The organism is Methanoregula sp. (assembly GCA_026625165.1).
Lineage (GTDB): Archaea > Halobacteriota > Methanomicrobia > Methanomicrobiales > Methanospirillaceae > MVRE01.
The window spans coordinates 1,943,641-1,956,852 of record CP112999.1 but is presented as its reverse complement, the minus strand read 5'-3'; the positions used below and the strand labels follow the sequence as shown (position 1 = coordinate 1,956,852).

Sequence of the window (13,212 nt, the reverse complement as noted above, 5' to 3'; positions counted from 1 at the left end):
GGAAGAATCATATGGTAAGAGACAACAGCGAATTTGCACAAAAGCTCCTTGCGACCTTCCGTGTTGAGGCAGATGGGCACCTCAGTGCCATCGCAGCGGGTTTACTCGAGCTCGAAAAGCCGCTGGGCCCGGAACATCATGCCGCTGTTGTGGAATCAGTCTTTCGTGAGACACACACGTTAAAAGGCGCTGCTCGTTCGGTAAACCTTACCGATATCGAGAAGACCTGTCAGGCGCTCGAAAGTGTTTTTTCAGCCGCCAAACAGCAAAAGATCACTTTCTCACGCGAGACCTTTGATCTCCTTCACCAGTGCGTCAGTCTTCTCGAAACATTCTTACAAGGCACTGAACCGGATATCAAAACGGCCCGCAAAAAAAGCCGGGAAATTATCCTGAGCTTAACCGAAATTGTTCAGGGAACGCCCCCTGCACCGGCCCGGCAGGAAACGGCAGGGACAACAACCATACCGGAACCCCATGCAGACGTTGAGCCGGTCCATATAGCCGGACCGGTACCAACCGCCCCTGCCCGGGCCGGTATCCAGGCAGACACGATCAAGATCTCCACGGCCCGGCTCGATTTGCTCATGCTCAAGACAGAAGAGATTAGCGATGCAAAACGTGCAGCTGCCCAACGCTCATCCGATCTTGGCAGGATCTGCCGGCAGTTCGCGCCATGGAAACAGCGCTGGGCGGGCATCCGGACCCGGCTTCCGGCACTACGGAGAAGTGCCCGGCCTGTACAAATTCAAAAGCATCAGGAACACAAGCGCGCAGAGTTTGGAAAATTCACGGATTTTCTCGAATATAATGCCGAATTTGTCCATACCCTTGAATCCGAACTGGTACGACAGAAAACCATGATCAGTGCAGATCACCAGTTCCTCCTGGAGCGGACAGACAACCTTATCGATGATATGAAAGGGCTCCTGATGATGCCTGCCGGATCTATGCTAGAGTCCTTCCCGCGATTTGTCAGGGAATTCTCACGGGACAAAAACAAGGACGTGGATCTTGCCATTGAGGGACAGGAGATCATGATCGACAGGCGGATCCTTGATGAGATGAAGGACGCGTTCATGCATATGGTGCGAAATGCAATCGATCACGGCATCGAACCGCCGGAAACAAGGATCGGGAAAGGAAAGGAAAGGTCTGGGAAAATCACTATCCGCTTCACGTACAGAGAGGGAAAAAATGTTGAAATTCTTATGGAGGATGACGGTGCCGGAATCGAAAATAAAAATATCGGGATGGCAGCAGTCAAATCGGGAATCATCACAGAAGAAGAACTTGATCACTTTACCGACAATGAAATTCTTACCCTGATATTCCGTTCCGGGGTCACGACAAGCCCCATTATCACCGATACATCGGGAAGGGGGCTTGGCCTTGCAATAGCCATGGAGAAGGTGGACAGGCTTGGCGGATCGATTGAAGTAAACACGACACCCGGTATGGGAACGAAATTCCGGATCCTTATCCCCCTGACCATTGCCACGTTCCAGGGGCTCGTTGTCAACGAAAACCGGCAGACTTTTGTAGTGCCGTTAAAGAACGTGGATCGTGTCATGCGGATCACCCCTGAAAAAATCAAAACCGTGGAAGGCCAGAGGGTAATCGAACTGGAAAACGAGCCGCTTGCAATCGTCCGGCTTGCCGATGCACTCGGGATTCCCTATAATGTATCAGATAAAGAACCGCAGGCGATCTATATTGTCGTGGTTATTTTCGCTGACAAACGTCTCGGTATCTCTGTCGATGAGATTGGGTACGCACAGGATGTGATGATTAAAGGGCTCGGTCAGCACCTGATGCGGGTGAGGAATATTTCCAGCGCGACAGTGCTCGGCACCGGAAAAGTAGTGCCGGTGGTGAATGTCGGGGATCTTATGAAATCTGCGGTCCGTCTTCGTTCTGAGGGAGGAGCGTCCATTCCTGCAACTGATAAGGAGAAGGAAAAAAAGAAAAAAACAATTCTTGTTACCGAGGACTCGATTACATCAAGAATGCTTCTCAAGAATATCCTGGAAGGTGCAGGATACATAGTCGAGACGGCAGTGGATGGCATGGATGCGTTCTCAAAACTCCGGTCAGGATCATTTGATATCGTTGTGTCTGACGTAGACATGCCGCGAATGAATGGGTTTGTCCTGACTGAAAAGATCCGAAGTGACAAGAAATATTCAGAACTGCCCGTGGTTCTTGTGACCGCTCTTGATTCACAGCAGGACCGTGAGCGCGGGATCGACGTGGGCGCCAATGCCTACATCGTAAAAAGCAGTTTTGACCAGAGCAACCTGCTCGAAGTAGTCCAGAGGCTTATCGGGAAGTGACAATGATGGTGAAGGTATTGATCGTTGATGATTCTCCGGTGGCGCGGCAGCTTCTGGAATTCATTCTCAGCCGTGATCCCGGGATTACCGTCATCGGAACCGCAACAAACGGGGAAGAGGCAATACAGGCTGTTCGTGATAAAAAACCGGACCTTATCACTATGGACATCAACATGCCAAAAATGAACGGCTTCGATGCGACCCGCACGATCATGGAAACCACCCCGGTCCCGATCATCATTGTCTCGGGAAGCGAAAACATCCATGAAATCGCAACCTCGTTTAAAGCCATGGAAGCGGGCGCGGTTACCCTGATGCCCCGCCCGCCCGGTGCCAACCATCCCAAATTCGAGGCAATGGCAAAATCACTCGTTGATGCAGTGAAGACCTATGCTGAAATCAAAGTAGTGCGACGGTTTCCGCAGAAGGGTACTGGATCGGTCACGCAGACATACCTTAAAGCGAAGATGAAAATCGAACCTATAAAGGATGGGGCACAGATCGTTGCCATCGGTGCATCCACTGGCGGGCCTGTTGTTATCCAGACGCTCCTTTCCGGACTAAAAAAAGGATTCCCGCTCCCGCTTGTTATTGTCCAGCACATGACATTAGGATTCGGCGAAGGATTTGCCGAATGGCTGCAGGGGACAACCGGGTTTCCCATCCACATTGCTGTGAACGGGGAATACCTTCTGCCGGGCCATGCGTATATTGGAGCTGACGGTTATCATGTGGGATTTTCGAATGATAACCGGATCATGCTGACAAATGCACCCCCGGAAAACGGGGTGCGCCCTTCTGTCTCATTCCTGTTCCGGTCAGTACGGCAGGTGTACGGGAACCGGGTAATCGCGCTCCTCCTCACCGGCATGGGACGGGATGGTGCCGATGAGTTAAAATCTCTCAAGGATTGCGGGGCGCTCACAATCGTCCAGGATGAACAGAGCTCGGTCGTTCACGGGATGCCGGGAGAAGCAATCAAACTTGGTGCTGCGATGTATGTGCTTTCGCCGGAAAAAATCGTGGATGTCCTGAACGAGATCACAAATAACGGAGGAAAATGACTATGGTATCGCATAAAAACAAGAATACCAACGTCCTGGTTGTGGAGGACAGCCCCACCCAGGCAGAACACTTAAAATTAATTTTGGAAAAAGCAGGGTATGAAGTAAGCATTGCAGGCAATGGGAAAGAGGCGCTTTTACTGCTGGAAACAACACTTTCAAAGCTGGTCATTTCCGATATCGTCATGCCTGAAATGGACGGTTATGAGCTCTGCCGCAGGATCAAAGGGGACGAACGGTTTAAAGAGATCCCGGTCATCCTTGTCACCGTCCTGTATGACCCGGCGGATGTCATACGGGGACTTGAATGCGGTGCGAACAATTTTATCTCAAAACCCTATGATGAAAAATATCTGCTGTCAAGGATCGAAATAGTCCTTGCCAGTTCCTATGCCGAGGAGACTGAAAAATTCCAGATTGGACTTGAGATCTCATTTGCCGGTAAAAAGCATCACATCGCTGCAAGCCGGCTGCAGATCCTCAATATGCTCCTTTCCACGTACGAGACCGCTGTCCAGAAAAATCAGGAACTCACAGAAGCAAGAGATCAGCTCAGGGAACTGAACGAACATCTTGAGGATCTGGTTGCAGAACGGACTCTCCAGCTCGAGAACACAAACCGCCAACTCCTTGAAGAGATTGAAGTCCGGAAAAAGACCGAAGAAGCGCTCCAGAGAAAGACAAGAGCATACCATGTAATCTCCGAATGTAACCAGTTCCTTGTCAGGACATCAGACCTACAAGACCTCATTAAAGGTATCTGTAAGATCCTGGTGACTCTGGGAGGATACCGCTGTGCATGGGTAGGGTATGCCCATCATGACAAGGACAAAACTGTTGAAGTGGTTGCCCAGTTCGGATTTGAAGAGGAATATCTCAAAAATCTCCGGATCAGCTGGAAAAAGGGACATCATGGAAAAGGTCCCACAGGCACAGCAATCATGACCGGTAAACCCACGGTTGTACATAACATCCAGAACAATCCGAAATGCGGGAGATGGATCTATGAGGCAATAAAGCGGGATTATTCCACGGTCGCAGCGTTTCCGCTTATCATACAGGAACAGGTGATTGGTGCGCTGACCATCTATGCCATCGAACCGGAAGCATTCGACTCCGATGAAATGCAACTGCTCTCGGAAATGGCAGGGGATCTGGCATTTGGAATTGCATCAATACGGACTACTATCGAACGTAATGAAGCTGAGGAAGCACTCCATGAAACCAATGAATATCTCAGTAACCTCTTCAACTATGCCAATGCTCCCATCATCACATGGGATACAGAGTTCCGGATCACACGGTTCAACCACGCGTTCGAACATCTGACTGGCAGAAGCCAGGAGGAGATGCTGGGAAAGACGTTGGGGCTTCTCTTCCCTGATAAGGGCCGTAAAGCCGCAATGGCATTAATCCAGAAGACCCTCGAAGGTGAACGATGGGAGGCAGTCGAAATCCCCATCCTCACAGCTGAAGGTGGTACAAGAACAGTCCTCTGGAATTCGGCAAATGTTCTTGACGTTCATGGGAATCTTACCGCAACAATCGCTCAGGGTATTGATATCACCGAGCGCAAAAAGGCGGAGGATGCACTCCGTGATTCACAGCAGATTCTCGAAAAAATTCTCAATAATATCCCTGTCAGAGTCTTCTGGAAAGATAAAAACCTTACCTATTTGGGCTGCAACATCCCGTTTGCCAGAGATGCCGGGTTCGAAAAACCCGAGGATGTTATCGGCAAGGACGATTATGTAATGGTCTGGCGGGATCAGGCTGAGCTCTACCGCGCCGATGACCGTACGGTCATCGAAACCGGGAGACCGAAACTCATGATCGAGGAGTCGCAGACGACCCCTGCCGGAGAGACGATACACCTCCTCACCAGCAAAGTCCCCTTGTCCGATAATCAGGGGAAGAATATCGGTGTGCTGGGTACATACTATGACATCACCGAACGCAAGCTGATGGAAGATGAGATCCGCTCCCTCAACACAGTCCTCGAACAGCGGGTTGCCGAACGCACCGAATCTCTCAACAAGACCCTGCACGAGAAAGATATCCTCTTTAAAGAAGTCCACCACCGGGTCAAAAATAACATGCAGATCATCATCAGCCTGTTAAACCTCCAGTCCCGCACCATCGACGACCCCGTTATCCTGAAGACGATCAAGGACAGCCAGAGCCGGATCAGGGCGATGGCGCTTGTCCACGAACGCCTCTACCAGTCCGGTGACATCTCGAAAATTGATCTCAGGGACTACATCCAGTTCCTCGCAAGGGAACTCTTTTCGTTTTACGGTGTCAAATCGCAGCTCATACACCTCACCATCAATGCACCAGTAATCATGGTGAACATAGACACGGCAATCCCTCTTGGTCTCATGGTCAATGAACTCATCTCCAACGCGATCAAGTACGCTTTTCCTGATGACAGGAAGGGAGAGATCGTCATCGATATCACAAAAGATAAAAATGAGATCTCTCTTGTTGTCAGGGATAACGGTGTCGGTATCCCACAGGACTTTGACTGGCACAATGCAAAGTCACTCGGGATCCGCCTTGTCAACTCGCTCGTGGAGCAGTTGCAGGGAACGATTGAACTCGACCGGACGGCGGGGACAAAATTCATAATTATGGTAAAGGAAAAAGCATAGGCAGCCAGCGCATCTCTCCGCACACACTCTATTTTTAAGATGCCCGTCCCCCCCAAAAAATATATTTGCGGTATATCCCCTGCTGCACGATCATGTCAGAATGAGAGTATCACTCTTCTAAGCCGGAGTTTAATATTGAGGTCTGCTTAACAGATGGTATGCAGATAGTAGCAATCGGGGCCGGAAACAGCAACGGTACATGAAAAAGTTCGTCTGACTCCGGATCTTTCCTTCATCGCATCTCCCTTCCGATGGATCCGGCGCCAATCTCAGATATTATATGGTCACCGGTAGAGATAGGTAATGTGAACGGTACCAACAACCATTTTAGCAATATTCCCACCCGTTTATCCGGGCTTGTTGACCTGGCGTACAATCTCTGGTGGAGCTGGCACCCGCAGGCACGGGTCCTTTTCAAGCAGCTGAACCAGGAGGCATGGAAGGCGAGCGTTCATAACCCGGTGAAGATGCTCCGTGATATCCCGGCCGAATTTCTTGAAGCCGCTGTAAAGAACGAGGAATATCTCCGGCGGTACGATATCATAATGAACCGTTTTTTTAGGTACATGAACTCAAAAGCCGGCTGGTTCCAGGATCATAATCCCGACAGCCGGGCCCTGACAATCGCTTATTTTTCCGCGGAGTACGGCCTTCACCACTCCCTCCCCCTGTATGCAGGCGGGCTTGGCTTTCTCGCCGGCGACCACCTCAAGGAATGCAGCGATCTGGGAGTTCCGCTGGTGGGTGTGGGATTCATGTACTCGGAGGGATATCTCCACCAGCATATCAGGACCGATGGCTGGCAGGTAGGGATCCGGGAGATCCTCGACCGGGATGCCGCCCCGGTCAAACGGATACTGACAAGTGAGGGAGAGCAACTGGTTATCCGGACGCCTCATATCGAACCGCCGATTTATGTCGCAGTATGGAAGGTGGATGTCGGGAAGGTCCCCCTTTACCTTCTCGATACCGATATTCCCTTAAACGATCCCGCGAGCCGTAAAATTTCATCAAGCCTTTATACCAGCGACCGGGAACTGCGGCTGAAGCAGGAGATTGTGCTTGGAATCGGCGGCCGCAAGGTACTGAGCCATCTTGGAATCGAGTACACAGCCGTACACCTCAACGAGGGCCACCCGGCGTTTGCCCTGCTGGAGCGGATCAGGGAACGCGTGGAGAAAGGGCAATCTTTTGATGAGGCACTGCGGCAGGTGCAGGGGACCTCGGTCTTTACCACCCACACTCCGGTCTATGCGGGCCATGATGTCTTCCCTGTGGAACTCATGGACCGGTACTTCAGCTCCTATTATCCCTCGCTCGGGATCGATCGAGACCGGTTCCTCTCCCTCGGGGTCCACCCGGATTCCCCTCATGAAGGGTTCAACATGACAGTACTTGCAATGCGGCTTTCCGGATACCATAATGCCGTTTCACACCGCCACGGAGAGGTTACCCGGCAGATGTGGAGATGCCTCTGGAAAGAGGTTCCCGAAAACCAGGTCCCGATCGATGCGATTACAAACGGGGTCCACCTGCCGACGTGGATGAACCCCCGGATCGAAGACCTCATGGACACGTATTTCTACCCGGTGACCCCGAACTGGCAGAAGGAGCATGATGATGAGGCTATCTGGAAGCTGGTCGATGAGATCCCGGATGAGAAGCTCTGGGCGCTCCATACCCATCTCAAAATCAAGCTGTTCAACAGGATCCGCGAGCCTATACGGGTAAAATGGGCGCAGCGGCGGGAAGACCCTCTCACCCTGGTCACCGGGGGGCTGCTCCTGAACCCGTCGATCCTCACCCTCGGTTTTGCACGGCGTTTTGCCACCTATAAGCGGGCCGACCTGATCTTTTACGACATTGACCGGCTCAGGCAGATCGTATGCAACCCGTGGAGGCCGGTCCAGATCATTTTTGCAGGAAAGGCACACCCGTCGGACGAAGAAGGAAAACGGATCCTCCAGAAGATCTACCACGTGGCCCAGCAGCCCGAGTTTGAAGGGAGGATAGCATTCGTGGAAGATTACAATGAACAGACAGCACAGTACATGGTTCACGGCGTCGACGTCTGGCTCAACAACCCCCTGCCACCGATGGAAGCGAGCGGGACGAGCGGTATGAAGGCGGCACTTAACGGCGTCCTCAACTTAAGCATCCTCGACGGCTGGTGGATCGAGGGATTCAACGGGAAGAACGGCTGGGCGTTTGGCGGCGGCACTCCGGATGGAAACCGGGACGCAGATGATGCCCATGCAATCTATGATCTCCTTGAGCACGAGATCGTCCCGCTCTATTATTCCACCTCCCTTGACGGCATCCCGCACGGCTGGGTGAAGATGATGAAAGAATCAATAAAAAGCGTTGCACCACGGTTTTGTGCAAAGCGGATGGTAAAAGAGTACGTCTCAAAGTATTACCCGCAGCTGATCTCATGCGCTGATGATGAGTGCCGGGTAGTAATGAAGGGCTGAGGGCGGGCGGTGAATAGTAATGCCCCATAAATGGCGGACGGCCAGAGGACACCGGGTTTATCGGGAACAAAATCGTGCAGTATTTTATGCACCCCGTTTGATGCACTATTATGCAGATCGCAGTGATCGGCGCCGCTGACTGCACGCCGGAGGAGTACGCCGCGGCGCAGGAGGTGGGCGCGCTTATCGCATCGGACCACGGGAAGCTCATCTGCGGCGGGATGGGCGGCGTGATGGAGGCTGCATGCAAAGGGGCACGGGAGAATGGCGGGACAACCGTTGGCATCCTGCCCGATATGGGGGACGGCAACCCCTACCTCGGCATCCGTGTGAGGAGCGGGATGGGGTACTCGCGCAATGTTTTGCTGGTGCAGTCCGCCGATGCAGTGATCGCCGTTGGTGGGAAGTACGGGACACTCTCCGAGATTGCAATTGCCTTAAAATTAAACAAGCCGGTCTTTGGCTACAAAACGTGGGACATTGAGGGGGTGGTGAGGTGTGCAACGCCAAAAGAGGCCGTGGTCATGGCTTTGAGCGCTGCACGCCGGTCTCCTTTGTATCGTAGCCCCCCAGCTGGCGAAGGATCTCCTTAAACGCAGGGGATGCAATCGCGGCGCAAAGAGCAGCTACCCGCGGGTCTGCCATATGGGACTTCCGGATCGCGAGTTCGTACCGCTCCTGTGCGACAGGCACGAAGGAAAGGCCGAGCGCTTTTGCTGCGGAATACACGCACATCCCCGTGTCTGCTTCTCCGGATTTTACTGCAAGTGCGACAGCGAGGTGCGTGGTAACCTCCCGTTCATACCCCCGGATTTTTAACGGGTCAATCCCCGTTTTTTTGAGCTCGTAGTCGAGCAGCATCCTTGTACCCGAGCCGCCCTGCCGGTTGATGAAGGTGTGATTCTGAAGGTCATTGAACGCGATGCTGTCCCGCGAGACAATGCCCTGCTGCCTGCCTGCGACTGACAGGAGGATTAGTTCCTCGCCCGGCAGGTATTTCTTCAGGAACTCCGTGTTGTAGCTCCCGTCTGGTGCGAGCAGGTGCATGGGAGCAGCATGGCACTGGTCTTTTTTTAACGCGAAGATGCCTCCCATGCTGCCGGCATGCGTGGAGTGGAGTTCGATCCCCGCACCCCGCAGAAGGTCGGCAAGATGGTCGATGACCGGGTCATGGCTCCCGGTCACGAGGAGTGCCTGTTCCGCCTCGCCTCTTTTCACCATGAGCCGGGCCGGCACAGGTTCGCCTTCCTCCCATCCCTCGACGTCTGCCGGTACTTTGAGGTATGCATTTGCCCGTACCGCGCTCATCTGGACGCCGGCGCCGCGGGACTGCGGCGAGACCACCCAGCGGTTGCCGACCCTTCCAAGTGCTGCAAGAACGAACTCGTCGCTGCCAATATCTTTGTGGATGGTGGAGGTAATCTCTGCCTCAACTGTTTCAGGTTCCGGCACAACAAGCCCGTACCGCGCCAGAAGAGGCACTGCAATTTCCCGGATAACCGTGAATGCCGATAGCGGGTAACCGGGCATACCGATTACCGGCTTTCCGGCAACCCGCCCGATGATCGCCGGTTTCCCCGGCTTGATCGCGATCCCGTGGACGAGCACCTCGCCGAGGCCCGCGACAACCTCCGCGGTAAAATCACGCGTGCCTGCAGAAGAGCCTGCCGAGATGATCACGATGTCGTTTTCCCAGGCGGCCTTTTCGACTGCATCGCGAATGAGGGCCGGGTCATCCTTTACCCCGGGGTAGCGTCTGCAGGTCGCACCCGTATCGGAGAGCATTGCTGCCGCCATCACCGTGTTGCTCTCCACAACCTGCCCCGGCATCGGTCGCGTACCCTGCTCAACCAGCTCGGTGCCCGTCGGGATCAGCCCTATTCTCACGGTAAGCACCTCAATATCAGTGATCCCGTACGCTGCGAGCGCCCCCAGCTCGTGAGGGCGGATCCGGTGCCGGGAGGGAAGGACCATCTCCGATTCCGCTAGGTCTTCTCCCGCAGGGCGGACGTGCTGCCATGGTGCAGCCGACTTACGGATGGTGAACCGGATGCCATCGACCCAGACATCTTCGATCATGATCACCGCATCAAAACCGGGGGGCACGACATTGCCGGTGTTCACCCGGACCGCACTTTGGAGTGTGACCGGGTGCTGCTCGGATGCGCCGTCCGTTTCCGCACTCACGATGGCAATCCCGTCCATCGCCGCGAGATGGATCTCCGGGACGGAATAACGTGCAAATATGGGTGCGGCGGTAATCCGGCCGACCGACCTTTCAAGCGGCACGCGTTCCGTTGAGGGGGTGCAGGCAAATTCCCTCGCAAGCAAAGCAAGGACGTCATCAAGGGATGTCACTTTGAGGTACCGCTTTACCACAACAGCACCTCTACAGGTTCGCCAGCTTCAAGCCCCTCGCTCTCTGCCGGGATGCGGATCACCCCGTTGCTTCTTACAAGCGTGTTGAGCAGCCCGGACTTGCCGAACACCGGTGTCGCAACCCCGCCTGCGACCTTCACCCGCACATAGTCTTCCCTGCCCCGTGGTGAAGGGACGTTGCTGGAAAGGCGTGCCTGCACGGTCATTTGCACCGGGGCGGTGTCGCCAGTCATATCGTAAAGCAGGTGCCGGACGATTGCGATGAGCACGATGAATGCCGATGCCGGGTGGCCGGGCAGGCCGATGACAGGTCTGTTTTGGGCATACCCGATGATTGTCGGTTTTCCGGGTGCGATTGCTATCCCGTGGATTAGCACTTCGCCGAGTTCAGCAATGAGAGCGGCAGCCATGTCCCTGTCATCCTTTGAGCTTCCGCCAGAGATGAGCACCGCGTCGCATTCGGCGACTGCCTTTACAAGGGCAGCCCGGAGTGCATCGCGGTCATCGTGTATTATGCCGTAATGCTTCGGCACGCACCCGTTTTCCTGCACAAACGCCCCGGCCATGAAGGAGTTGCTGTCCCGCACCTGGCCAGCGGCCGGAGTTTTCTGGACCGGGACAAGTTCGTTGCCCGTTGAAATGATGCCGATAACCGGTTGCCGGTATACCGGGACTGTATTGCATCCTGCGGCAGCGAGCACGCCTGCGTCCTGCGCAGAGATCCGTTTGCCGCGACCGAGCACGACCTCGGACTTTGAAAAGTCCTCGTTGTGCAGCAGGACATTTTCGCCATTTGCTACCGGCTTTTTTATAAGAATTTCATCGCCGGCCTGCCCGGTATTTTCCACCATCACGACCGCATCGGCGCCGACAGAGACAACACCTCCGGTCGGCACGTAGATGCACTCACCCGGGCTGATCGGGGCGACTGCCCTGCTCCCCATCTCGACCCGCCCCCGGGTGCGGAGCATTGCCGGGACCGGATCGCTTGCCCCGGTCGTGTCTGCGGCTCGCACCGCATACCCGTCCACCACCGACCGGTCAAACCCGGGGATGTCAGTGTCCGACCGCACGTCTTCCGCAAGCACCCGGCCGGCAGCCATTTCCAACGGGACGGTTTCCTGCACGGGTTGCGGGGCAATCCTTCTGACGGCTGCAATCGCTTCTGATACCGGGACGACTTTTAAGAAGATGCTCATTTGAAGCAGCCGAGCTGGCAGGCCCGGATCTTGATATTGTGGCTGTTGCAGTAGTCGCCAATCGCCTTCTTGGAAACCTTGTGTTTCTGTGCAATCGCAAACGCCTGCGGGCACTTGATCTCGTTCTCGATTCCAGCCTCTTTGAAAATCTCTGCAAACTCCTTTTCGTTCATGGTAACACTATTTTGTTTACTTCTTTATTGTGTTTACTGACCGGCAAGCTGTTTGGCGACAAACGTTGCCTGCAATTGCAACAGATGGGTGCGAAGATTGGTGCGAAAATCCTCAATCAAATGAAAGAGGAGCACGGAAAAATATAATATCTAAAATATTACATAAGGTTCACTCATGCAATACAAGGGGTTAATGGGATTGGTATTGGTATGCATCGCACTAGTGATAATGAGTGGGTGTGTGGGATCATCTTCTGGGGCAGCCACCCCACAACCAACCCCACAGATCATTTATGTGACCGTTACTGTACCGGCAACACCCGCACCAATCACAACTGTACTGACCCCGGCACCGGCAGATACCGATCCTATCCTTCACCGATTTATCAAAATGTACCGACCTGATGGAAACTACGATAAAACCGCCCCCGGAGAGGAATACAAATTCTATCCCGAAGGAACAATCGTTTATAAATCCGGGACTGTCCGTCTTAATGAGACCACGCCAAACACTGATATTATGATGTTTATGGTTTCAACCCAATGGACGGGGACTTGGGAACATCTTGATAATAACCATTATTTAATAAAAATGTCATCTACTAGCCGCCCGATGTCCGCGCCTACCGTTATAGAGGTAACATATCAGCCGTCATATAACGATAAGGAATGGAAAACAAAGGTTTACCCACCGGCAATTATTATCAATGGTATAACAATCGATCAGGCAAAAATAGATTGAAATAATCGGGTATCACTTTCATACCCACTATCCATATAATTAATTTTCATATTTTTTTCAATTTCTTGCTCCACAGTATTTCATTCTTTTGTTTTCCACGTCGGATTTCTCCGAATGCTTTTGTCCTCATCATACCCCCGGTCAGGCCGGTGCATTGTTGTGCAGAGCCGGGTACATCCTCATCCGGCACG

The 13,212-nt window shown here is 53.4% G+C and carries 9 protein-coding genes; 6 read left to right on the top strand and 3 right to left on the bottom strand.

Features of this window, described 5'->3' with window-relative positions; all coding sequences use genetic code 11:
* The first annotated feature begins 11 nt into the window (after positions 1 to 11).
* From OS112_10275 to OS112_10255, 5 genes are all read left to right on the top strand, one after another.
* Positions 12 to 2,336, top strand: coding sequence for a response regulator (locus tag OS112_10275; protein ID WAC04824.1), 2,325 nt, complete (start codon positions 12 to 14; stop codon positions 2,334 to 2,336).
* A 2-nt stretch (positions 2,337 to 2,338) separates the two neighbouring features.
* On the top strand, positions 2,339 to 3,400 hold the full coding sequence (cheB, locus tag OS112_10270; protein WAC04823.1) for a chemotaxis-specific protein-glutamate methyltransferase CheB: 1,062 nt from the start codon (positions 2,339 to 2,341) through the stop codon (positions 3,398 to 3,400).
* Positions 3,401 to 3,402: 2 nt separating this feature from the next.
* The gene (locus tag OS112_10265; GenBank protein ID WAC04822.1) at positions 3,403 to 6,054 is read left to right on the top strand and encodes a PAS domain S-box protein; all 2,652 of its coding nucleotides are present in this window, start codon (positions 3,403 to 3,405) and stop codon (positions 6,052 to 6,054) included.
* Positions 6,055 to 6,359: 305 nt separating this feature from the next.
* Positions 6,360 to 8,528: an alpha-glucan family phosphorylase gene (gene glgP, locus OS112_10260; protein WAC04821.1), complete on the top strand. Its 2,169-nt coding sequence runs from the start codon at positions 6,360 to 6,362 to the stop codon at positions 8,526 to 8,528.
* Between the two features lie 110 nt (positions 8,529 to 8,638).
* A complete protein-coding gene (locus tag OS112_10255; GenBank protein WAC04820.1) occupies positions 8,639 to 9,121 on the top strand; it encodes a TIGR00725 family protein in 483 nt (160 codons plus the stop codon).
* On the opposite strand, the gene OS112_10250 is transcribed toward OS112_10255, so the two are convergent.
* The 3 genes from OS112_10250 to OS112_10240 are packed head-to-tail and all read right to left on the bottom strand — an operon-like array spanning position 9,051 to position 12,279.
* Positions 9,051 to 10,907, bottom strand: a complete 1,857-nt coding sequence (locus OS112_10250) for a molybdopterin biosynthesis protein (protein WAC04819.1) — start codon at positions 10,905 to 10,907, stop codon at positions 9,051 to 9,053. The two genes, OS112_10255 and OS112_10250, sit on opposite strands and share 71 nt — an antisense overlap.
* On the bottom strand, positions 10,901 to 12,106 hold the full coding sequence (locus tag OS112_10245) for a molybdopterin molybdotransferase MoeA (GenBank protein ID WAC04818.1): 1,206 nt from the start codon (positions 12,104 to 12,106) through the stop codon (positions 10,901 to 10,903). Before OS112_10245 ends, OS112_10250 begins: the two co-directional genes overlap by 7 nt.
* Positions 12,103 to 12,279 carry a hypothetical protein gene (locus tag OS112_10240; protein ID WAC04817.1) on the bottom strand — a complete coding sequence of 59 codons (177 nt, stop codon included), beginning with the start codon at positions 12,277 to 12,279 and terminating at the stop codon, positions 12,103 to 12,105. Before OS112_10240 ends, OS112_10245 begins: the two co-directional genes overlap by 4 nt.
* Positions 12,280 to 12,454: 175 nt before the next feature.
* Between OS112_10240 and OS112_10235 the strand changes: the two genes are divergently transcribed.
* The gene (locus OS112_10235) at positions 12,455 to 13,021 is read left to right on the top strand and encodes a hypothetical protein (protein WAC04816.1); all 567 of its coding nucleotides are present in this window, start codon (positions 12,455 to 12,457) and stop codon (positions 13,019 to 13,021) included.
* Positions 13,022 to 13,212 lie beyond the last annotated feature (191 nt).